At 58.2% G+C, this 22,979-nt stretch carries 17 protein-coding genes, 1 tRNA gene and 1 pseudogene; 14 read left to right on the top strand and 5 right to left on the bottom strand.

Annotated features, from left to right (window positions below; genetic code table 11):
• Positions 1-210 precede the first annotated feature (210 nt).
• Together RRU01S_RS08080 and RRU01S_RS26455 are read left to right on the top strand one after the other, a co-directional pair.
• The gene (locus tag RRU01S_RS08080) at positions 211-846 is read left to right on the top strand and encodes a LysE family translocator (protein WP_045229771.1); all 636 of its coding nucleotides are present in this window, start codon (positions 211-213) and stop codon (positions 844-846) included.
• 53 nt (positions 847-899) lie between these two features.
• Positions 900-1,001, top strand: a pseudogene (locus RRU01S_RS26455) (LysR family transcriptional regulator); the annotation flags it as partial.
• 8 nt (positions 1,002-1,009) lie between these two features.
• Here RRU01S_RS26455 and RRU01S_RS08075 read toward each other — a convergent pair.
• Both RRU01S_RS08075 and aceA read right to left on the bottom strand, forming a co-directional pair.
• Positions 1,010-1,255 carry an SMc00767 family acetate metabolism repressor gene (locus RRU01S_RS08075; protein ID WP_045229770.1) on the bottom strand — a complete coding sequence of 82 codons (246 nt, stop codon included), beginning with the start codon at positions 1,253-1,255 and terminating at the stop codon, positions 1,010-1,012.
• An 87-nt stretch (positions 1,256-1,342) separates the two neighbouring features.
• A complete protein-coding gene (gene aceA, locus RRU01S_RS08070) occupies positions 1,343-2,632 on the bottom strand; it encodes an isocitrate lyase (protein WP_045229769.1) in 1,290 nt (429 codons plus the stop codon).
• Positions 2,633-2,869: 237 nt separating this feature from the next.
• Between aceA and RRU01S_RS08065 the strand changes: the two genes are divergently transcribed.
• From RRU01S_RS08065 to RRU01S_RS08045, 5 genes are all read left to right on the top strand, one after another.
• Positions 2,870-4,288, top strand: a complete 1,419-nt coding sequence (locus RRU01S_RS08065; RefSeq protein ID WP_045229768.1) for a helix-turn-helix domain-containing protein — start codon at positions 2,870-2,872, stop codon at positions 4,286-4,288.
• 133 nt (positions 4,289-4,421) lie between these two features.
• On the top strand, positions 4,422-5,519 hold the full coding sequence (locus RRU01S_RS08060) for a polyamine ABC transporter substrate-binding protein (protein WP_045229767.1): 1,098 nt from the start codon (positions 4,422-4,424) through the stop codon (positions 5,517-5,519).
• 78 nt (positions 5,520-5,597) lie between these two features.
• Complete coding sequence (locus RRU01S_RS08055; protein ID WP_045229913.1) at positions 5,598-6,740, top strand: ABC transporter ATP-binding protein; 1,143 nt, start codon at positions 5,598-5,600, stop codon at positions 6,738-6,740.
• A 13-nt stretch (positions 6,741-6,753) separates the two neighbouring features.
• Positions 6,754-7,662, top strand: a complete 909-nt coding sequence (locus RRU01S_RS08050; RefSeq protein ID WP_045229766.1) for an ABC transporter permease subunit — start codon at positions 6,754-6,756, stop codon at positions 7,660-7,662.
• Between the two features lie 2 nt (positions 7,663-7,664).
• Complete coding sequence (locus tag RRU01S_RS08045) at positions 7,665-8,477, top strand: ABC transporter permease (RefSeq protein ID WP_045229765.1); 813 nt, start codon at positions 7,665-7,667, stop codon at positions 8,475-8,477.
• A 217-nt stretch (positions 8,478-8,694) separates the two neighbouring features.
• Here the strand turns inward: RRU01S_RS08045 and RRU01S_RS08040 are convergent, their stop codons facing one another.
• Both RRU01S_RS08040 and RRU01S_RS08035 read right to left on the bottom strand, forming a co-directional pair.
• A complete protein-coding gene (locus RRU01S_RS08040) occupies positions 8,695-10,269 on the bottom strand; it encodes an ABC transporter permease (RefSeq protein WP_081880037.1) in 1,575 nt (524 codons plus the stop codon).
• A gap of 194 nt (positions 10,270-10,463) precedes the next feature.
• Positions 10,464-14,060, bottom strand: coding sequence for an ATP-binding protein (locus tag RRU01S_RS08035; RefSeq protein ID WP_045229764.1), 3,597 nt, complete (start codon positions 14,058-14,060; stop codon positions 10,464-10,466).
• A 396-nt stretch (positions 14,061-14,456) separates the two neighbouring features.
• On the opposite strand from RRU01S_RS08035, the gene RRU01S_RS08030 reads away from it, so the two are divergent.
• The 3 genes from RRU01S_RS08030 to RRU01S_RS08020 all read left to right on the top strand — a co-directional run bounded on the left by RRU01S_RS08030 (position 14,457) and on the right by RRU01S_RS08020 (position 16,987).
• A tRNA-His gene (locus RRU01S_RS08030) sits at positions 14,457-14,533 on the top strand.
• Positions 14,534-14,718: 185 nt separating this feature from the next.
• Positions 14,719-16,260 carry a Ppx/GppA phosphatase family protein gene (locus RRU01S_RS08025; protein ID WP_081880029.1) on the top strand — a complete coding sequence of 514 codons (1,542 nt, stop codon included), beginning with the start codon at positions 14,719-14,721 and terminating at the stop codon, positions 16,258-16,260.
• 1 nt (position 16,261) lies between these two features.
• Positions 16,262-16,987: an RlmE family RNA methyltransferase gene (locus RRU01S_RS08020; RefSeq protein WP_045229763.1), complete on the top strand. Its 726-nt coding sequence runs from the start codon at positions 16,262-16,264 to the stop codon at positions 16,985-16,987.
• A 38-nt stretch (positions 16,988-17,025) separates the two neighbouring features.
• Here the strand turns inward: RRU01S_RS08020 and RRU01S_RS08015 are convergent, their stop codons facing one another.
• Positions 17,026-18,423, bottom strand: a complete 1,398-nt coding sequence (locus RRU01S_RS08015) for an MDR family MFS transporter (protein WP_045229762.1) — start codon at positions 18,421-18,423, stop codon at positions 17,026-17,028.
• A 213-nt stretch (positions 18,424-18,636) separates the two neighbouring features.
• Here RRU01S_RS08015 and RRU01S_RS08010 point away from each other — a divergent pair, with 213 nt between their 5' ends.
• The 4 genes from RRU01S_RS08010 (at position 18,637) to RRU01S_RS07995 (ending at position 22,803) form a co-directional block, all read left to right on the top strand.
• On the top strand, positions 18,637-19,620 hold the full coding sequence (locus RRU01S_RS08010) for an MBL fold metallo-hydrolase (RefSeq protein WP_108722588.1): 984 nt from the start codon (positions 18,637-18,639) through the stop codon (positions 19,618-19,620).
• Between the two features lie 176 nt (positions 19,621-19,796).
• Positions 19,797-21,302, top strand: a complete 1,506-nt coding sequence (gene guaB / locus RRU01S_RS08005) for an IMP dehydrogenase (protein WP_045229760.1) — start codon at positions 19,797-19,799, stop codon at positions 21,300-21,302.
• A gap of 104 nt (positions 21,303-21,406) precedes the next feature.
• On the top strand, positions 21,407-21,808 hold the full coding sequence (locus tag RRU01S_RS08000; RefSeq protein WP_045229910.1) for an MAPEG family protein: 402 nt from the start codon (positions 21,407-21,409) through the stop codon (positions 21,806-21,808).
• 116 nt (positions 21,809-21,924) lie between these two features.
• Entirely contained in the window at positions 21,925-22,803 is an 879-nt protein-coding gene (locus RRU01S_RS07995) for a dienelactone hydrolase family protein (RefSeq protein WP_045229909.1), read from the top strand.
• Positions 22,804-22,979: the final 176 nt, after the last annotated feature.

Below are 22,979 nucleotides of genomic sequence, written 5' to 3'. Positions count from 1 at the left end.
TGACTGGGATCAGCAACTTGTCCCGGTTCTGTCGCAGTTATCAGAAAGGTGATCCAGCAAACTTCATCATGCGGATTTATCAATTTAAGTTTTGCTGACGTCAAATTTGTAAATGCTGCAATTTAGGCGCTTGTTGTACGGGGAATTTCACGTCAAATCTGAGAGTGTGAGACTGCTTCGATTGGCGTTTTTAATTTCAAGGAAAGCGATATGAGTTCAATTCATTCCTATTGGCCCGGCATTATGCTCGCTTTTACGACATATGTTGTTTCGGCAGTTAGCCCAGGGCCTGCGATGTTAGCAACGATGGGAACTGCCATGGAGTCGGGTCGGAAAGCCGGTATCGCGATGGGGCTGGGTATTGCGGCTAGCGCGTTGGTGTGGGGAGTTCTTGCGTTTCTCGGTCTGTCCACTTTGCTCGTAGCCTATGCCGGCATTCTCGACATCATCCGCATCCTCGGATGTTTCTATCTCTTGTACCTTGCTTGGAAGGCATTTGCTTCGGCGTTCTCAAAATACGATATCGACGTGAGCCTCACTGGCAAAAAGGAATACAGCACGATCAACGTATTTTTGCGTGGCTGTGCTCTCAATCTTGCCAATCCAAAAGCAGTTCTGACTTGGGTGGCGATCATCGCTCTTGCCATCGAACCGAATGCTCCCGTCTGGACAATACTTGCAGTCCTTTCAGGCACGATTTTATTTTCCGTCGTGTTCTACACGTTAATTGCTATTCTGTTTTCGACACCGAAAATGGTGTCTGTGTATAGTCGGCTGCGGCGTTGGATAGACGGTACATTGGGTCTGGTATTTGCTTTTTCAGCTTACAAATTGGCCAGAGACTAACTTCAGAAAACCTTCTGCTGCATCAACCTCCAGCATAGCCTCATACAAAAGTGGACCGCCACCGTCGCGATATCAGGACGGTGGCGGATCGTATGGTGAAGCTTATCAAGGGGCATTCCGATCTCTTCGCCGGACGGCACAACCGCCCGGCTTGAGATTGTGGTTATGCTGCCGCCTTGCCCTGCGCGACGATGACGGGGATCAGCAGGTCACCCCAGTTTCCATCACCGCCGTGGTGGCGGGCGGAGCGGACGAGTTCGACCGATACACCGGCTTCAACCGCATTCATGACCGCCTGGTTGAGGCGGTGCAGATCATTGGCCAACATGCGGATCGCGCTTTGCTGATCCTGGCTCATGGATGAGGATTGCTCCTCGGTACGTTCCTTAACTCTTGAAATCGAAGCCATTGGTTTTCCTCCGTTCAATGGGCTTGAAGCTTGTTTGTCGCATGTCGTTACCGCAAAACCGCTTCACACTTTTGCGCGACATGCTTGTTATTCCGCAGCAGGGCGGAACTGGTCGTGTTCGGTCGATTCCTTCATCGCCGTGGTGGATGAGGTACCGCCGGATATGGCGAGCGAGACCGCATCGAAATAGCCGGTGCCGACTTCGCGCTGGTGCTTGGTAGCGGTGTAGCCGTTGATTTCGGCGGCGAACTCCGCTTCCTGAAGCTCCGAATAGGCTGCCATCTGCCGGTCCTTGTAGCCGCGTGCCAGTTCGAACATGCCGTAGTTGAGTTGGTGGAACCCGGCAAGGGTGATGAACTGGAACTTGTAGCCCATGGCACCGAGTTCGCGCTGGAACTTGGCAATCGTCGCATCATCCAAGTGTTTCTTCCAGTTGAAGGATGGCGAGCAATTGTAAGCCAGCTTCTTGCCCGGATGCACCTTGTGAACACCTTCTGCAAATCTCTTCGCCTGTTCCAGATCCGGTTTGGATGTTTCGCACCAGATCAGATCGCAATAGGGCGCATAGGCATTGGCACGGGCAATGCAGGGCTCCAGCCCGTTTTTCACCTGATAGAAGCCTTCGACCGTGCGTCCGGCATCATAATCCACAAAGGGCTGGTCGCGCTCATCGATATCGGACGTCAGAAGCTTGGCGGCTTCGGCATCGGTGCGGGCGATGACCAGCGTCGGTGTGCCCATGACGTCTGCCGCCAGACGCGCCGCCGTCAGGTTACGGATGTGCGCAGCCGTCGGGATCAGAACCTTGCCGCCCAGATGGCCGCATTTCTTTTCCGACGCCAGCTGGTCTTCATAATGAACGCCCGCAGCACCGGCCTCGATAAAGGCCTTCATGATTTCGAACGCATTCAGCGGGCCACCGAAACCGGCTTCCGCATCAGCAACGATGGGCGCAAACCATGTGTCGACGGACAGGCCCTTGCCTTCGGCAGTCTCGATCTGGTCGGCGCGCTGCAAGGTCTTGTTGATGCGTTTTGCCAGTTCAGGCGCTGCATTGGCCGGGTAAAGCGATTGATCCGGGTACATCGCCGATGCCGTGTTGGCGTCTGCCGCAACCTGCCAGCCCGATAGATAGATCGCCTTCAGACCGGCGCGAACCATCTGCATGGCCTGATTACCGGAGAGTGCGCCCAGCGCATTGATGTAGCTCTCTTCATTGATGAGCTTCCACAACCGGTTCGCACCCATTTCTGCAAGCGAATGCTGGATGGTGACGGAGCCGCGCAGCTTTTCCACATCCGCTGCCGTATAGGTGCGCTCGATACCATCGAAACGTCCATGTGGTGCGTTTGGAACCAGTTTGTAAAAATCAGTCATGTCTCTCTCCCTTAACAGAACCGTAAATCCGTCCACACATCATTACTCCAATATGATGTGTGCTCCGATGTGACTGAATTTACAGTTTCGATTATTTTTACACCAGATAAAAAGGAAAATCAGTGACTTGAAAGAGGTCATGCTGTATCGTCTTTGACAGGATGGCGTTGTAAAATTGTAAATTTTGTAAAAATCGTGCGCGACTAATCTTGTGTATATTTGTAAAGGGAGGAGGCTCTGGTGGAAGCCAAGATATTTGCAGGTCCGCGTGTGCGGCGCGTGCGCAACGGATTGGGTCTGACGCAGACGGCCATGGCCGAGGCGCTGTCGATCTCGCCGTCCTATCTCAATCTCATCGAGCGCAATCAGCGCCCGCTGACCGTGCAGCTGCTGTTGAAGCTCAGTTCCGTCTATAAGGTCGATCTGGACGACTTGCAGGGCGAAAGCGGCGGCATTGCCAGCCAGTTGCGGGAGGTCTTTGCCGATCCGCTGCTGGCGGGCGAGGTGCCTTCGGGGCAGGAACTGGTGGAGGTGGCGGAAGCGGCACCCAATGCGGCCAGCGGCATCACCAAGCTTTACCGCGCCTATAAGGAGCAGGCGCAGCGCCTGAGCGATCTGTCGGACCTTCTGGCGCGGGAAGGGCGCCAGACCACGCTCTCGGCCACCCGCATACCGATCGACGAAATCAGGGAAATCTTCGAGCGGCGCACGGCGCATTTCGCGCAATTGGATGTGGCAGCAGAAGCTTTTCATGCAGCACTGTCTCCCGGTGACGACTTGGCGCAGGCACTGAAAAGCTGGCTCCAGAAAAACCACGGCATCGTCGTGCGCTCCATGCCTGTTCATGCCATGCCCAACCTGCGCCGACGTTACGACCGCCACTCCATGCGGCTGTTTCTTTCGGAACGCCTGTCGCCACAGGACCAGTTGCGCGAAATGGCGATGGAGGCCTGTCTTCTAGCGCTGACGGAGGAGATTGGTGCAGAACTGCAAGCGCTGGCGCTATCAGGCGAGGAGGCCAAGCGCATCGCTCGGTTCGAGCTTGCCCGCTACGCCGCCCACGCACTGATGATGCCCTACGGCGCATATCTGGCTGCCGCCCAGCGGGCGCGATACGATATCGATATCCTACGCGGGCGCTTCAAAGTTTCTTTCGAGCAGGCGGCAAACCGCCTCGTCACGCTGGCGCGTCCCGGTGCTTCCGGCATTCCGTTTTTTCTGATGGAAATCGACAGCGCCGGAAACCGCTTCCGCAAGGCGGGTGCACAAGGCTTTCCGCAGGCAAAGTTCGGTGGGCAGTGCGTCAAGCTCAATGTTCACGCCGCCTTTGCCCAGCCTGGGCAGGTGCTGGCCGAACAGGTGGAGATGCCGGATGGTGGGGCTTACCTCACCATCGCCCGCTCGCTGGATGGCCCACAGGCGGGGTTTGGAGAGCGCATTCGTCGCACGGCTGTCATGGTAGCCTGCGATGCGGCGCTGGCGAAAGAGACTGTCTATGGCGATGTCGTTGGCATCAAGGCCGGTACCATCGCCATCGGCCCGTCCTGTCGGCTGTGTGAGCGGCAGGGCTGTTTGTCGCGGGCGGAGGCTCCATTGACGCGGCCGCTGGGGCTGGATGAAATGGTGACGGGCTTGAGCGTTTTCGATTTTCAGTGAGTGCTTTCAACACAATTGTTTGAAATTGCCGCGCTGCACATTTCCTGCTTGCCGCCGCAACTTTTCCTTTCTAGTCTCTGGCAAAACAAGGGGATCACGCGCTCTCCCACGGCGCGTTCAAACAGGAGATATCATGAAACATCGTTCGCTTCGTTTCAGCCTCGCCGTTGCCACAGCCGTTCTGGCCGCTGGCACCGCATTTGCGCAGGAGAAGGTCGTCCACGTCTACAACTGGTCCGACTATATCGATCCTGCCCTTCTGGAAGAATTCACCAAGGAAACCGGCATCAAGGTCGTTTACGACGTGTATGATGGCAACGAAGTCTTGGAAACCAAGCTGCTGGCCGGCAATTCCGGTTATGATGTGGTAGCCCCGACATCCCCGTTCCTGGCGCGTCAGATCAAGGCTGGGGTCTACCAGAAGCTGGACAAATCCAAGCTGCCGAACCTCAAGAACATGTGGCCGGAAATCACCACGCGCCTGTCGCAGTATGATCCGGGCAATGAATATGCCGTCAACTACATGTGGGGCACCACCGGCATCGGTTACAATGTGGCCAAGGTCAAGGCTGCCTTGGGCGATGTTAAGGTCGATAGCTGGGACATTCTCTTCAAGCCTGAAAATGCGGCCAAGCTGAAGTCCTGCGGCATCAACATTCTCGATGCATCCGACGAAACTTTCGCCATTGCCATGAACTACATCGGCAAGAACCCGGACAGCAAGGAAACCGCTGATCTGGAAGCGGGTGGCGATGTCTACAAGGCGATCCGCCCTTCGGTGAAGACGTTCAATTCCTCTGCCTATATCGATGAGCTGGCCAATGGCGACAGCTGCATCACCATCGGCTGGTCCGGCGACATTCTTCAGGCCAAGACCCGCGCCGAAGAAGCCAAGAACGGCGTTGAAGTGAACTACGTCATTCCCAAGGAGGGCACCTATATCTGGATGGATTCCTTTGCCATCCCGGCTGATGCCAAGAATGTCGAAGCCGCGCACGCCTTCATCAACTTCATGATGAAGCCTGATGTTGCCGCCAAGGCGTCCGACTACGTGCAATATGCCAACGGCAATCTGGCATCGCAGGCCTTGATGGATGAAGCCGTCTCCAAGAACCCGGGCGTTTACCCGGATGCGGAGACGATGAAGAAGCTCTTCACCATTTCGCCCTATGGACCGAAAGAACAGCGCGTTCTCAACCGCGTCTGGACCCAGATAAAAACCGGCAGCTGACCGGGTTTTCAAAAGGGGCGGGTGGAAACTCCTGCCCCTTTCTCGTTCAGCCTCTTCATACAGCAGATGGGACAGTTCATGGCGAAATCTCTTGGCCCGGTTAAACGCAAATTCTCTCCATGGACTGATCCGGCGGCAGCTCCGTTCATCCGGTTTGAGAATGTCACCAAGAGGTTTGGCGATTTCGTCGCCGTGGATAATTTGACGCTGGATATTTACGAGCGCGAATTCTTCTCGCTGCTCGGCCCATCCGGCTGCGGCAAGACCACGCTGATGCGCATGCTGGCCGGTTTCGAGGAGCCAACGGAAGGTCGTATCCTCTTGCAGGGAAAGGACATCTCCGGCGTGCCGCCCTATAAGCGACCGACCAATATGATGTTCCAGTCCTACGCCCTGTTTCCGCATATGTCGGTGGAAAAGAACATCGCTTTCGGGCTGGAGCAGGATGGTCTGCCCAAGGCCGATATCAAGCTCCGCGTCGAGGAAATGTTGCGCATGGTCAAGCTCACCGAGTTTGCCAAACGCAAGCCCAGCCAGCTTTCCGGTGGGCAACGGCAACGCGTGGCGCTGGCGCGCTCTCTGGCCAAGCGGCCTAAAGTGCTGCTGCTGGATGAGCCGCTCGGCGCGCTGGACAAGAAGCTGCGCGAGGAAACCCAGTTCGAACTGATGGACCTCCAGCAAACGCTCGGCACCACCTTCCTCATCGTGACGCACGATCAGGAAGAAGCGATGACGGTCTCGGACCGCATTGCCGTCATGGACAAGGGGATTGTCGCGCAGGTGGCCACACCGGCTGAAATTTACGAAGCCCCGAACAGCCGTTACGTGGCGGATTTCATCGGCGACATCAACATCTTCGACGCCACCGTCACCTCCAAGACAGGCCCTGCCGTGCAACTGGACTGCGATGGTCTTGATGTCACCGTGGAGCAGGACTGCGCAGCCGCAATCGGTGACAGGGTGGCCTTTGCCGTCCGCCCGGAAAAGGTCCGCATCTCGTTGGATGCACCCGCCGAGACATCTCCGAACGTTGCGCATGGCGAGGTCTGGGATATCGGCTATCTCGGCGACTTCTCGGTCTTCATCGTCAAGCTGGACGATGGACGCGTCATCCGTGCAGCGCAGGCCAATGTCTCGCGTCTGGTGGACCGCCCCATCACCTTCGGGGATATGGTCTGGCTCAACTGGAAAGCCGATTCCGGTCTGGTTCTCACACGCTGAGGGAGGGTTGAACATGGCGATTTCGTCCCCGGAAAACCGGCAAAGCCCCACCCGCTGGCTGGTGGTGGCCATACCCTATCTCTGGCTGTTGCTGTTCTTCGCGGCACCCTTCCTCATCATTCTAAAAATCTCCTTTTCAGACACCGCCATCGCCATGCCGCCCTATACGCCGGTCTTCGAAGGCTTTGCCAAGATCGGTGATTTCTTTTCGCAGCTGGATTTCGAGAACTATCTGTTTCTGACGGAAGACCCGCTTTACATCGAAGCCTATCTGTCGTCGCTGCGCATCGCCTTCATCTCGACCTTCCTTCTTCTGCTGATCGGCTATCCCATGGCGCTGGCCATGGCGCGTGCACCCAGCACCATCCGACCCACGCTGGTCATGCTGGTCATCCTGCCGTTCTGGACATCTTTCCTCATCCGCGTTTACGCGTGGATCGGAATTCTGAAGCCCGAAGGCCTCTTGACGTTGCTGTTCCAGACCATCGGACTTCTCGGGCCGAACGAACAGGTCAATATCTTCCGCACCGATACCGCCGTCTTCATCGGCATCGTTTATTCCTACCTGCCCTTCATGGTGCTGCCGCTTTACGCCGCGCTGGAAAAACTGGATGCGACACTGCTGGAGGCGGCCAATGATCTGGGATGCCCACCATGGAAGGCGTTCTGGAAAATCACCTTCCCATTGTCTCTGCCCGGCGTCATTGCCGGTTCGATGATCTGCTTCATTCCCATTACCGGCGAGTTCGTCATTCCCGATCTGCTGGGCGGGGCGGAAACGTTGATGATCGGCAAGACGCTGTGGACGGAATTCTTCGGCAATCGTGACTGGCCGCTGGCATCCGCCGTTGCCGTTCTGTTGCTGCTGTTGCTTGTCGTGCCCATTGCCATCTTCCAGAACCAGCAGAAGAAGGTGGCATAGCGATGAAGCGCGGCAAGTTCGATACGACCATTCTCACCTTCTGTTTTGCCTTTCTCTACATCCCCATCATCATTCTGGTGATCTATTCCTTCAACGCCTCCAAGCTGGTCACGGTGTGGGGCGGGTTTTCGCTACAATGGTACAGCTCCATGTGGTCCAACCAGGGCCTGATGGATGCGGCATGGATCACCGCGCGCGTGGCCGTTCTCAGCGCCACTATCGGCACCATTCTCGGCACGCTGGCGGCACTCTCACTCACACGCTTTTCCCGTTTTCCGGGCCGCATCCTGTTTTCCGGTATGATCTATGCACCACTGGTCATGCCGGAGGTGATCACCGGCCTATCGCTGCTGCTGCTCTTCGTGGCGGTCGGCGTTGACCGTAGCTTCTGGACCGTGGTCATTGCCCACACCACCTTCACCATGTGCTACGTGGCCATCGTCGTGCAGTCACGCCTGCTGACCTTCGACCGCAGTCTGGAAGAGGCGGCGCTCGATCTGGGTTGCCCACCCGTCAAAACCTTCTTCCGCATCACCCTGCCGCTCATCCTGCCCGCAGTCGTCGCCGGGTGGATGCTGGCCTTTTCGTTGTCGCTAGACGATCTCGTCATCGCCAGCTTCACCACCGGGCCGGGTGCCACGACGCTGCCGATCAAGATCTACTCGCAGGTGCGCCTCGGAGTGACGCCTGAGATTAACGCCATCTGCACCATCCTGATCGCGCTCGTCACAGTCGGCGTCATCTGCGCTTCCATTGCGTCTAAACGAGGCGAATTACAGCGCATGCGCGATGAGCATGCGGCGGCGAAAGGGTGATCGCGTTTCAGACGTTAAATTAGGACTTCTTGCCCATGAAACCGGCGATCGCTCTTTTAACAATTTGTTAAAAGGAGTTGCTGCACATGTAGCCCAACGTGGGTGCACTCGATGAGCGGGTGAGCGGGCCGGTGGCCCAAAGACATGACGTCAGTTTTATTCCTGCTCTCGTTATAAGCACAACTTCAAGGCAGCTTCGGCTGCCTTTTCTTTTGCATTATGCCTTCTCGTCGAGAGACCGCGAGACGAGGATGACGGGAATGAGGCCGGCTGCGATGATGATCAAGGCGGGAAGGGCAGCGTCCTGAACGCGCGAGCGCGATGCATCCTCATAGACCAGCGTGGCCAGCGTGTTGAAATTGAAGGGACGCAGCATGATGGTTGCCGGCAGTTCCTTCAGGGATTCGATGAAGACCAGCAATGCAGCGGTGATGGCCGCCGGGCGGATATTGGGCAAAAGCACGGTGACGAGCGTCTGAAAACGGGTGCGCCCGAGTGTGCGTGCCGCCATGTCGATATGCGGCGAAAGCTTCTGGAAGCCCGCATCGATGTTGCCTTCCGCCAGCGTCATGAACCTGACGCTGTGTGCGTAGATGATCGCGAATGTCGTTCCAGACAGAAGAAGTCCGGTCGAATAGTTGAGGTGGAGCCGCAAAAAACCGTCCAGCGCATTATCCAGCGCAGCCAGCGGCAAGAGCACGCCGATGGCCAGCACCGTGCCGGGAATACCGTAACCCAGCGAGCCGATGCGGCTGGCCGAACGCGCGAGCGGCGATGTGTTGACGCGCTGCACATAGGCAAAGGTGAAGCCGCAGACCAGCGTGATCAGCGCCGCCGAAGCGGAGATTTCCACACTGTGTGCCAGCGCCTTGACGAGCTTGGGGTCCGCAAGCCCGCCGAGCCGCTTGATGGCATAGCTGCCAAGAACGAGAACGGGGATCGCGAAGCCGAAAAGAACGGGCAGGAGGCAGAACGCGGTCGCCGCCCATCCACGCCCAGCGGTTAGGCTTTGCAACCCGAAACGCTGTGTCATGGCAGTGGATTTAGTGGCAGAGAAACGCTGTCGGCTTCGCGCCTTCCGCTCCACGATGATCAGGGTGGCAACGAGGATGATGAGCACCGAGGCGATTTGCGTTGCGCCGCCAAGATTGCCGCGATTGAGCCATGTCTCATAGATCGCAAAGGTCAGCGTGCGAACACCGAGATACTCCACCGCGCCGATGTCGTTCAGCGTTTCCATCAACACCAGCGCCAAGCCGATGATGATGGCGGGCCGGGCCATGGGCAGTTGCACCGACAAAAATATCCGCATAGGGCTCGCCCCCAGCGTTCTCGCGGCTTCGGTCGCAAAGCGGCCCTGCAAACCAAAGGCTGCCCTAACGGAGAGGTAAACATACGGATAGAGAACAGAACTGAGCACCAATACCGCGCCACCAAGCGAGCGGATGTCGGGAAACCAGTAATCCCGGATGGTTTGAAATCCGAACAGCGTGCGCACAGCGCTTTGCACCGGCCCGGTAAAATCCAGAAACTCACCGAACGCATAAGCCGCAAGATATGAAGGGATGGCCAGTGGCAACACCAGCGCCAGGGATAAAAGACGGCGCAAGGGAAACTGAAATGTGCTGACGAGCCATGCGGCGATAATGCCGAAAAACGCGGTCGTTGTACCGGTCAACACCAAAAGCATCAGCGTTTGCGCACCTGCATGCGGCAATACATTGACCAGCAGATGCCGCCAGCCATCGGTCCCACCCGTTGCGGCAATAGAGAAAATGGCAATCAGCGGCATGGCAACGGCCAGCGCAAGCACCGCCGTTCCGAACGACAGTCCCGAACCCACACGTTCTCTGGATCGCGAGATGGTAGAAAGGGGTGGGGACAGCGACAATGTTCTTATCCTTGCGCCACAGTCTTTGGCCGATACGGAAACATCAATGGTGTGGAAGCGGAGACGCTTCACACCATTGCTAATCCTCTATGGCCTCAGTTCGCAAGCACGCGCTGCGATGGGAAGCTGATTTCCACCAGCGTTCCTTCATTCGGTGTCGAGGTAATGGAGAAATTGGCCCTGTTGGCATCGACCATGGCCTTGGTCAGCGGAAGGCCAAGGCCGGTTCCATCACCGCGCACACGGCTGCTGGAGGCTGAAACCTGGCGGAACGGCTTCACCGCATGCTCCAGTTCCGAGCGCGTCATGCCGATGCCGGTATCGCGAATGCGCAGGCTGACGCTGCCATTTGTCTCATACGCAGTGGACACCACGATCTGCCCGCCGGATGGGGTGAACTTGATGGCGTTCGACAGAATGTTTAGCATGATCTGCTTGATCGAGCGAAGATCGGCAACGATCTGCGGCACCGATGGCGACAAGGCCGTGCGAATGATAACGCGCTGGTTGTTGGCTTGCGGCTGCACGATGGAAACGGCCTCGGCGATCGTATCGTTCAGGGCGACAGCCTTGAACTCCACATCCATCTGTCCCGCCTCGATCTTCGAGATGTCGAGGAGATCATTGACGATATCCAGAACGTGGCGACCGGAGCGCACGATGTCGTTGGAATATTCGATGTAACGCGGGTTGCCGACAGGCCCAAAGCGCTCCGTCGCCATCATGTCGGCAAAGCCGATGATCGCATTCAAAGGCGTGCGAATTTCATGGCTGACGCGCGCCAGGAAATCGGTCTTGTGGGCATTGGCCGTTTCTGCGGCGCGTTTGGCGTTGCGCAGATCCTCTTCGGTGCGCTTCCATTGCGTGATGTCGCGAATGACCGCGCAGTAGCCGTTGGAGGATTTCAGCCGGCCGATGGTCATGAACAGCGGCAGGAAACCGCCGGATGCCTCGCGGCCGATCACCTCGCGGCCATCGTTCAACACACTGGCCACGCCATTATTGGCAAGACCGGACAAATAATCCAGCACCGCGCGCTGGCTCTCATGCGCAAACAGCGTCACGAAGGGCTTGGCGGTAACCTCGTCATTGTCATAGTTGAACAGCGCGCTGGCAGACCTGTTCAGCGAACGGATGCTACCGTCCTCATCGAGAAGAACGACACCGTCCGTTGCTGTTTCGAGAATGGAATGCAGCTCCTCGACCTGACCTTTCAGCCCGGTCATCTCGATGTCCGTCTCGGCACTGTCAGCCTGGATATTTTCATTGGCGGGGAGGGGCGCTGCACTTTTCTCTTCGTTCGGGATCAGCGACAGCATCAAGGCGCTTGCCTCTTCCCAACGCACGGATTGCAGCCGCGCCCTGACCGGGATCAGATCGTTTTCAGCGCTGACTGCCATCATGCCACCAGAGTGATCAGTCATCGCGTCGAGTTCATCGCGCTGAAGCAGGGCATCGAGACCGCCGACTTCGGCCAGTTCAGAAACATCGCCATAGCCGGTGAGACGCAGGAATTCAGGATTGGCGTGGATTAACCGGTCGCCACTGTGGATCAGCAGTGCAATCGGCATCTGGTCCACGGCGTCAGCCGTCAGAGAGGCACCGTGGCGCAGTGGACCCGGTCTTTCCGACCCAGTCTCATCGTCGTGGTCGTTGTCTGCGCTGCGCGCCGATGGTTGCGGAAGCAGGAAGCTCACAGGTTCATCGCCGCGCGTATAGGCGGCAAAATCGTCGTCGTTTTCCGGTGTTGAGGGCGCTGCCACATCTTGTGGCTCCTCGGCAGCCTCATTCGTGTCCGCCACGTGAGGCGGGGCCGGTTCCGCCTCAGACGTTTCGACAATCTCGATCACGTCCTGTGTTTGCGCCTCATCCTCACTTGGTACGTCCATCGCCTCTTCAGCGACCGGCTTTAACGTGCGCGCAATCTCCTGAAAGGCGGCCTGTTCGCTGGCGCTCAGCTCGTCGCGGCCTCTGCTGCGGCGTTCTTCGAGCTGCACCACCTTGTCGGAATAGCGTCTGTTCGGCGTTTCGGTGATTTTCAGAACCGGTACTTCGATGTCCGGCGGCTCATAGCTGCGCGGTGCATTGTCCTCAGCGTCCGCCTCATCATCATTTGCCGGCAGAGAAAACAGTACGCTCTCATCGACGGTATCGTCTTCAGCCACGTCAACAGAGTCTAACTCTGGCTGTGCATCATCGACCAGAGACAGGCCCACGGCATTGGGATCTTCGACAGCATCGGCAAGGCGCACGATGCCAAAACCACGGAAGCCGTCGAATTCGCGCGAGCGTGTGTAGGTCGGCAGTGCCGCCAGATCGATCGGCACCGTCAGCGATGTGCCTTCCACGGGCCAGTAGATGGTCTTGCCGGACCACGTATCCCGCCGGTTTAGCAGTTCAGCGATCTTGCCATCGGGGTCGAGATTGAACAGGGCCGCGAGATCGGCAAAGCTCATGCCTTCCACATTGGCCGCCTTCGGCCCGACGGCATCGGCAAATTCATGCGAAATGGAAGTGAAATGCCCCGTGGCATCGATCTTCCAGACAAAGCGAGACGCCCGTCGGTTAGGCTCGAAGACGAACCCCTTGTCTTCGATGGCTTGCGGCTCGGTGACGGGGGGCTGTTCGGCTTCTGGGACCTCGTCCGGCGCTGGCATGTCTGTCGTGTCTTGCGCAAAAAGCGGAAGCTCGGCGTCTGTCTTATCGTCTGGCTGCGCTGCCTCATCAACGACCACCGGCTCGTCTTCAGGCTCGACAGCGACTGCGGGCTCCACTTCAGGCTCAGGCTCGACTGCTTCCGCAACATCCTCAACCACGTCAGGCTCGGTCACCACATCGATATCGTCGCTCACGTCCTGCGGTTCGGCAATTTCTTCGATCTGCGCAACTGATTCCAGAACCTCATCGAAGTCTTGGGCAGCCTGCTCCCGCACCTCATCCAACACCGGAGCGGCCTCGACAACAGGAGTGAGTGGTTGCACGTCCGGCTTGGCTTCGGTGAATTCGCTGGACGGGTCGAGTGTTCCGATGACGGTCTCGACCACGAACAGCAGATTGAGGTCGGGCTCTTTCGAGAGTTGACCGACTGCCGCTGGCAGATAGCCCTTGCCAGCGGGCACCGGCCGCTTCACCAGCTTACCGACTTGTGTGGATGCCATGGAAATGAGCGTGCGGGTCGTTCCAGGGGTGATGCCAAGAGCCGAAAAACCTGGCGATGCCGCCACGATCTTGCTGTCTGCGTCCAGCACGGCCATGTGAATGTCAGGGTCATCGAACCCTTCGATCATCCGGCGGGCGCGCTCTTCCAGCGATGGTGTTGTCTGGTCGATTGGCGCGGAAAACAGGATGGCCTGCTGACCGGCTTCGGCCTCGATGATTTCGGCCGTGGCGATGATGGACACGCTCTTGAAGCCGGAATGAATGCGGATCGTGAACGACTTGCTGTCGCCGGTCTGCGTCAACCGTGCAGCCGTTGCCGCCAGTTGCCGGAAGGTGACGTCCTGCGGCTTTGGCCCGCGCTCTAGAAAGTCGTAGATCGTCGGCGTGCCGAACAGTGCGGCGCCCCGTCCGTTGGCCCACAGCGTGTTTTGCAGGTCCATCGAAAACAGCGCCATGGCTTCGCCGCGGCCAAAATGTTCGCGCACACGCTCATGCACTGCAATGTCGATAAATGGATATTGAACGGCGGGCATGTGGAAACCTATTCTGGCACGACCTGACCTCACGCAACCGCACGACCTCATCATAAGGCATCATACAGCCTGCATCGGCTTGATGTTAACAGAATCTTAAATAACTTCCCAGCGTGGATCGGTCCATCATCTGCTGTGGGAATTGCCAAACACAGTTAATGCGCCACGCCTGCGGATGCTTCTCAGATCATCTTGAATGTGCGGCGTGCGGCACCACTTTGCAATCACCTTCACGCAAGGTGAGGCAGCAATCCAGAGCTTTTTGCAATGGACAGGTGCCTGCGTGGAAAGGTGCTTGCTTTCCCAAGCTTTTTTCGCAAAAATTGTCGAAGGACTTGCAAAAGCGGAAAACTCCCCGTATGTGAGCCCCCGTGACGCCGACGCGGCGTTTCATATGCGGTTGTAGCTCAGTTGGTTAGAGCGCAGGTTTGTGGCACCTGAGGTCGGAGGTTCAATTCCCCCCAACCGTACCATTTTTCCACTGAATGCCCGATGATCACTGTCACGCCTCACGAGTGTTTCGTGCCGTGATCCCGTTATCGTCCTGTTGCATCCCGTTTCAAAAATCGGTTGGCGAAAATGCCATGCGCTGGTATGCTGGACCCAACGTAACCTTTATGGACGCCAGCAGCATCGCTTCAGGCTTTTGCGCGGCGGAATGGATAAGACAGTGATCGACCCCGGCAACGGCACAAAGCCGTCGGAATCAGGGGCATCGGCGGTGGAAAAAGGGAATGCGAAGCGCTCCCGTCGTGGCAAAAGCAGGCGTAACGGCAAGGCCCGGAACGCTGGCGCTTCGCCGCAGCTTCACGGCGCCGATCCCCAGGCGGATTCCACACCAAATGGCGCTCACGAGCGAGACTCGGAGCCGAAGAAGCGCAAGCGTCGCAGGCGCGGGCAGGGCGGTGCGAAACCACCGCAGGACCCGGCTTTGGCCAACGCGAATGGCGAACAGGTTTCCCAGGCGCCGAACTCCCAAGGCAAACGCGAGGCGCGCAACGGAAAGCGCAATCATCGCGGCCCGCAAGGCAGACCGCTTGTGCCGACCCATGCGCCCAAACCCTGCGCCGGTCAACATGGTTCGCCATCGCAAGCGCACACGCCATCATCGGCAGATCACGCTCGTCCGCATGCGCGTGCGCAGACGAACTTCCGTGACGCCGGTTTCGACGGTAGTGCGGATATGTATGCCGCGCTCGATCTCGGCACCAACAATTGCCGTCTCCTCATCGCTCAGCCAACACGCCCCGGACAATTTCGCGTCGTGGATGCCTTTTCGCGCATCGTGCGCTTAGGCGAGGGCCTGATTTCGACCGGACGCCTGTCGGACGATGCCATGGATCGTGCGGTCGAAGCGTTGCGTGTGTGCGCTTCCAAGCTTGCTGGACGCTCCATCCGCCGCATGCGGCTGATCGCGACGGAAGCCTGCCGTGCGGCGGTGAATGGCGAAGAGTTTCTGGCACGGGTGACGCGTGAGACAGGGCTTCAACTGGAAATCATCAGCCGCGAAACCGAAGCCCGGCTTGCGGTGTCAGGCTGTGCATCGCTGGTAGGGCGTGAAGCGCGCTCCGTCGTTTTGTTCGATATCGGTGGCGGTTCGTCCGAGATTGCCGTTATTCGCGTGGGCGAAAACCGCTCCAACCGGCTGGCCAACCACATCACCCACTGGACATCGCTGCCGGTCGGCGTCGTCACATTGTCGGAACGCCATGGTGGGCGCGATGTCACGCCTGAGGTCTTTGCCGCCATGGTTGGCGAAGTCGAAGGCCTGCTGGATGGTTTCCATTGCCCGCCGCTGGGCGAAATTCCCCAGGAGGATTTTCACCTCATCGGCACATCGGGCACCGTCACAACGCTTGCCGGTGTACATCTCGATCTGCCCCGTTATGATCGTCGTAAGGTCGATGGCCTCTGGCTGTCGGATGATGAAGTCACGGCCATGCAGGACAAGCTGCTGGCCTGGGATTTCGCAGGCCGTGCCGCCAACGCCTGCATCGGGCCGGATCGTGCCGATCTGGTTCTGGCTGGTTGCGCCATTCTGGAGGCCATTCGCAAACGCTGGCCGTCCAGGCGCATGCGGGTTGCCGACAGGGGGCTTCGCGAGGGGCTTTTGACGGATATGATGGCAGATGATGGCGCCTGGCGCCGGACACGAATTCGCCGCGCACAGATGCAAGGCACAGCGGAACGGAAAGTTTGATATGAGCAAGGCGCCCACGAGTACCAACCGTACCGGACGCAAGATCGGCCAGAAGGTAAAGAAGGCAAAGCTGAAGCCGTCTTCCCGCCGCTGGATCGAGCGCCACATCAACGACCCCTATGTGCAGCGTGCCAAGCTCGAAGGTTACCGCGCCCGTGCGGCGTTCAAGCTATTGGAAATCAACGACAAGCACCAAATCCTGAAAGATGCACGCCGCATCATCGATCTGGGTGCGGCACCGGGAAGCTGGTCGCAGATTGCCGCCAAGGTCACGGATTCGACGGAAGACGATATCCGCGTGGCGGCTATCGACTTCCTTGAGATCGAGGCCATTCCTGGCGTCAAGATTCTCCATCTCGATTTCCTTGACCCCAGCGCACCGGACCTTCTGATCGAATCTGTCGGGGGAACACCGGATCTGGTTCTGTCGGATATGGCAGCGCCCACGACCGGTCATCAGAAGACCGATCATATTCGCACGATGCATTTGTGCGAGGTCGCAGCCGATTTTGCCGTGCAGGTGCTGGCCGAGGGTGGCCACTTCCTGGCCAAGACCTTCCAGGGCGGCACGGAAAAAGCGTTGCTGGATATGTTGAAGCAAAACTTCAAGCAGGTCATCCACATCAAACCCGCCTCGTCGCGCTCTGAATCGGTGGAAATGTTCCTGCTGGCCAAGCACTTCAAAGGTCGCAAACCGGTCGAACCGGTTGCTTACGACGCCGAATAAAGCCGAATGGAGGTTGCGCCAAAGCGGCGCACCTTATCCTACTCCGCTGGCTGTGATGACTTGTCGCGATGTCCCGAAACGGCAGCGCCCGCGCTCCGGTCCATGGCAATCAGCGGCAGGATGGAAAGCAGCGACACGATGGCGACAATCGTGAAGGCCGTGTGGAAGTCGGCCAGTTGCAGATGCTCACCCGACACGTAACTGCTGACTTCGAGAATGGTGGCGGCAAAGGCTACACCCAGCGCAAGGCTGATCTGCTGCAATACGGATGCCATCGAGGTCGCCTGGCTTGCCTGCGAATCGTCGATATCGGAATAGCCAAGCGCATTCGTGCCGGTGAAGAAGAACGACCGGGCAAAGCCCGCCGTCACCAGAAAGATCATGATCAGAGGATAGGGCGTGTCGGGCGTGAAAAACGCGTTGGCGGCCGTGGTGCAGGCACCGACGACGCCTGCCCCGATCAATATGGTTCGAAAGCCCGTCGCCGCAAACACACGCCGTGCCATGAACTTGGTGGTAATGGCACCAATCGCCCCTGCGAACGTGATCATGCCCGATTGGAATGGATTGAGCCCGAACCCGATCTGCAACATCAGCGGCATCAGGAAAGGAATGGCGCCGGTGGAAATGCGAAACACCGTTCCGCTCACGGATGCGGCGCGGAACGTGGCATTTCGGAAAATCTTGAAATCGAGGATGGGTGCCGGGTGACGCTTTGCGTGCTGTACATACCAGTAGCCGCAAATAAAGCCGACGATGGTCGCCGCTATGCCGATATAGGGCGGCAGGGCAGGCAGGCTGACGACCGACACACCGAACACGACGCCCGATGCGGCGATGCCCGAGAGGATGAAACCCTTCGTATCCATCGGCGGCGGATTGGTGGTTTCGATCTCCGGCAGGAAGATGGTTGCCAGCCAGATACCGATGACGCCGATCGGCACATTGATGAGAAAAATCCAGTGCCAGGAGAAATAGGTCGTGATGAAGCCGCCAATCGGCGGGCCGGTCAGCGGTCCCACGAGGCCCGGAATCGTCAAAAGTGCCATGGCGGAGACGAGCTCCGTGCGCTTCGTCGTCCGCAAAAGAACCAATCGCCCGACCGGCGTCATCATCGCTCCGCCCATGCCTTGCAGGAAGCGCGAGACGACGAACTCGACCACCGACGAGGACACCGCGCAGCAGATCGAACCGATGACGAAAATGGCAATCGCGATGCGGAAGATTTTCTTGGCGCCGAATTTATCCGCCATCCAGCCGCTGATGGGAATGAAGATCGCCAGCGCCACCATGTAGGAGGTCAGGGCCAGCTTGAGCGTGATCGGCCCGACATTCAGGTCGGCGGCAATCGCGGGCAGCGATGTTGCGATGACGGTGGAATCCATCTGCTCCATGAAAAGAGCAACGGCGAGTATAAGCGGAATGACGCGGTTCATGGGATGATTGCGGAAAGACCGCATCCTGATAGGGTCGTTGAGTGTTACCTACGCCTGCGCGCGCGATTTGCCAACTAAACATTCGGCAATTTAGAGATTTCCATCACGTCTGTGTGAAACGGATCTTTCTGCATAATATTGGCGTTTACCAATGCTAATGCTGCAATGCAGAGGCGAATAATACCGGAGGATTTCATGAAGAATTTATTGACGATGAACAGGCGCAGCCTGTTTGCCACCGCAGGGCTCGGCGCTCTGGCTGCACCCTTCGTGCTGCGCGGTACGGCATTCGCGCAAGCCACCCAACCGCAAACATCCATGAAGGTCGATCACGCAATGCCACCCGAAACAAACCGCTTCAAACTCGGAAATTTCGAAGTTCTTGTCGTCAAAGACGGTTCTCGCCCCTCCGGCAAGCCGGGTGAGACATTCGGCACCAACCAGAACGCTGAAACGATCGACGCATTGCTGCAGGAAAACTTCCTGCCCACCGAGCAGTTCGTCAATGGCTTTTCGCCGGCACTGATCAACACCGGCTCCGACCTCGTCCTGTTCGATACGGGCTTTGGTGAGAGCGGCCGCGAAGCCGGCAATGGCCGTCTGCTCGAGGGTCTCGCTGCCGCGGGCTACAAGCCCGAAGACGTGACCGTGGTCGTGCTGACGCATATGCATGGCGACCACATTGGCGGCCTGATGGAAAAGGGCGCTCCTGCGTTTCCGAAGGCCAGATACGTCATGGGCCAGGTCGAGTATGATTTCTGGACGGATGCAAAGCGCGTAGGCACGCCGGCTGAAGGCGGGCAAAAAGCCGTGCTGGCCAACGTCAAGCCATTGGCGGAAAAGGCTACCTTCATCGGTGATGGTGCAACGGTCGTGTCCGGCATTACCAGCGCTGCCGCCTTCGGTCACTCGCCCGGCCACATGATTTTCCACGTCGAGTCGGAAGGCAAGCACCTAGTGCTGACCGCCGATACGGCCAACCATTTCGTACTGTCGCTTCAGCGTCCTGACTGGGAAGTCCGCTTCGACATGGACAAGGCAGCCGCCGCCGCCAGCCGCAAGAAGGTATTCGACATGGTCTCCACGGATCGCTTGCCGTTCCTTGGCTACCATATGCCGTTCCCATCGGTGGGTTACGCCGAACGCCAGGACGTGGGCTATCGCTTCGTGCCGAAATCCTACCAGTTCGACATCTGACATCTGCTGCATCACTGCAACAGCAAGACCCGGAACATGTTTCCGGGTTTTTTCTGTTTCCTTCCTGTCATGAACGTGTTACCAGCCCTCGCCAACTTCCAAGCAATCCTTTGCAGGGCGCCGGGGTGAACATTCGTTCCGGGACGGCCATGCATTTTCAAAATAGGAATTTGGCCATGGCTCGCATTATTCAAACCCCCACCGGTCTCGATGCTCTGACATTCGACGACGTGCTGCTTCAGCCGGGGCACTCCGAAGTCATGCCCGGCCAGACGAATATCTCCACCCGTATCGCCCGTGATATCGAACTCAACCTGCCGATCCTGTCCTCTGCCATGGACACGGTCACCGAAGGTCGTCTTGCCATTGCCATGGCGCAGGCTGGTGGCATCGGCGTCATCCACCGCAATCTTTCCCCGGTCGAACAGGCCGAAGAGGTCCGTCAGGTCAAGAAGTTCGAAAGCGGCATGGTCGTCAATCCTGTCACCATCGGCCCGGATGCGACACTTGCAGAAGCGCAGGCGCTGATGAAGACCTACAGCATCTCCGGTATTCCCGTTGTCGAGAATGGTGGCTCCGGCGGTCATAAGTCAGGACGCCTCGTCGGCATTCTCACAAACCGCGACGTGCGTTTTGCCTCCGACCCTGCCCAGAAGATCTATGAGTTGATGACCCGCGAAAACCTCGTGACGGTCAAGGAAAGCAGCGTCGACCAGCAGGAAGCCCGCCGCCTTCTGCACAAACATCGCATCGAAAAGCTGGTGGTTGTCGATGGCGCTGGCAATTGCGTCGGCCTCATTACCGTCAAAGACATCGAAAAGTCGCAGCTCAACCCCAACGCGACCAAGGACGCGCAGGGTCGTCTTCGCGCCGCTGCCGCCATCAGCGTGGGTGCAGATGCCATCGAACGCGCCGAGCGCCTGATTGCCGCCGGTGTCGATCTTCTGGTGGTCGATACGGCGCATGGTCACTCGCAGCGTGTTCTCGATGCCGTCACGCAGGTCAAGAAGATGTCGAACTCCGTTCGCATTCTGGCCGGTAACGTTGCAACGGCCGAAGGCACCAAGGCGCTGATCGACGCGGGCGCAGATGGCGTCAAGGTCGGCATCGGTCCAGGGTCAATTTGCACGACACGCATCGTTGCCGGTGTCGGCGTCCCGCAACTCGCCGCCATCATGTCTGCGGTGGAAGCCGCTCACGACGCTGACATCCCCGTTATCGCCGATGGCGGCATCAAGTTCTCCGGCGACTTTGCAAAGGCCATCGCTGCCGGTGCATCCGCCGTCATGATCGGCTCGCTGCTGGCCGGGACGGATGAAAGCCCCGGTGAAGTGTTCCTCTATCAGGGCCGATCCTTCAAGGCCTATCGCGGTATGGGCTCTGTGGGTGCCATGGCGCGCGGCTCGGCAGACCGTTATTTCCAGGCGGAAGTGCGCGACACGTTGAAGCTGGTGCCGGAAGGCATCGAAGGTCAGGTGCCCTACAAGGGTCCGGTCTCCGGCGTGCTGCACCAGCTCGCTGGCGGTCTCAAGGCTGCCATGGGTTATGTCGGCGGCAGCACCATCAAGGACTTCCAGGAACGTGCCACCTTCGTGCGCATTTCCGGCGCGGGCCTGCGCGAAAGCCACGCCCATGACGTGACCATCACCCGCGAAAGCCCGAACTACCCCGGCGCAGTTTGATCTTTCGTCTTCAGATGTAACATGGCAATACAGACACGCTCTCCGAACACATGCGTTCGGGGAGCGTTTTGCTGAAAGGAAGAAAGATGTCACCGACGACCGCAATGTTCTGGCCCATGATCGCCCACGCCTTTCTGGTCTTCGGTCTCTATGTGCTTCTTTTCATTCGACGAAAAAAATATACATTCACGAACAAGGACGCCTTTAAGCGCTTCCGCGATGCGGGCGAAGAGGCGTCCCAGAGCCAGTTGGTCAACAAGAACATCGCCAACCAGTTCGAAATCCCGGTGCTGTTTTATGCAGCCTGCCTGCTTCTCTACATCACTGATGCCGATAACATCGCCACCATCATCCTCGGCTGGATATTCGTCATCGCCCGCTACGCGCATTCCTATGTGCATGTCACCAGCAACAGGCTGCGTTACCGCGCCCCCGCTTTCGCCATCAGCTTTGCGGCACTGATCATGATGTGGGGCTGGCTCGCCATCTGGCTGGCGCTGGAATAGCTTTCGAGCGTCTGAAGGGGGATCGCGAAAAGTTGTTTCGCTGAAGTAGGCGTCCTGCATCGCTTTTCCCGACTTTGCGTTACTGTCGTGCACAACGGTTCACGCGGGAGAACATGATGACGGACAAGCCGAATATCACCCAGGCCATGATCGATGCCTATGATGACTACACGCATCTCAGCCTCGATCGCCGAAAATTCATGGAAAAGCTGACGCTTCTGGCAGGCTCCGGTGCGGCGGCAGCCGCCATCGCCCCGATGTTGGCCGCAAGCGGCGCGCAGGCGGCCATCGTTCCGGAAACCGATGAACAGCTAACGGCACAAGATGTCACCTATCCCGGCGCGAGCGGTGAGATGAAGGGCTATCTCGTGACGCCCAAAAACGCGTCTGCGCCTGTGGGCTCGGTCATCGTCATTCACGAAAACCGTGGCCTCAACGCACATATTCGCGATGTCGCCCGCCGTGTCGCTCTTGAAGGCTTCGTCGCGCTTGCGCCTGATTTTCTCTCACCGCAGGGCGGAACGCCAGCGGATGAAGACAAGGCGCGCGAAATGTTCAGCGGTCTTGATATGGCCGCCACGGTCGCCAATGCCGAAGCGACACGTGTGTGGTTGGCCAAGCGTGAAGGAGCAAATGGCAAGGTCGGTGCCGTCGGCTTCTGCTGGGGCGGTGGTCTCGTCAACCGCCTCGCCACGAAGTCGCAAGACCTGAACGCCGGCGTCGCCTATTATGGTGCCCAGCCCCCGGCAGAAGACGTCCCCGCCATCAAGGCGCCGTTGCTTTTACACTATGGTGGCCTGGACGAGCGCATCAATGCAGGCATCGACGCCTATCGCAAAGCCCTGGAAGCCAACGGCAAGACATTCGAAATCTTCGTCTACGACGGCGTCAACCACGCGTTCAACAACGACACGTCCAGTGCGCGGTATGACAAGAAGGCTGCGGATCTGGCGTGGGGCCGGACGGTGGATTTCTTTCGGAAGAATTTGGGGTGATTGGGTGAGGGGGCGTTTGGGACGGGATAGCACGGAGGGTTTGGCTTCACTCCCCTCTGTCCTGCCGGACACCTCCCCCTCAAGGGGGGAGATCGACTCGTGGTTAGCTCCCGGCCATTTCGAGAGTTGCGAATGAAGTGAGAAGCGCGCGCCCAGCCGATCTCCCCACCTGAGGG

The sequence above is a fragment of the Agrobacterium rubi TR3 = NBRC 13261 genome, from assembly GCF_000739935.1.
Taxonomy (GTDB): domain Bacteria; phylum Pseudomonadota; class Alphaproteobacteria; order Rhizobiales; family Rhizobiaceae; genus Agrobacterium; species Agrobacterium rubi.
Note: the sequence above shows the minus strand (reverse complement) of the source record. Positions and strands in the feature narration are given on the sequence as shown.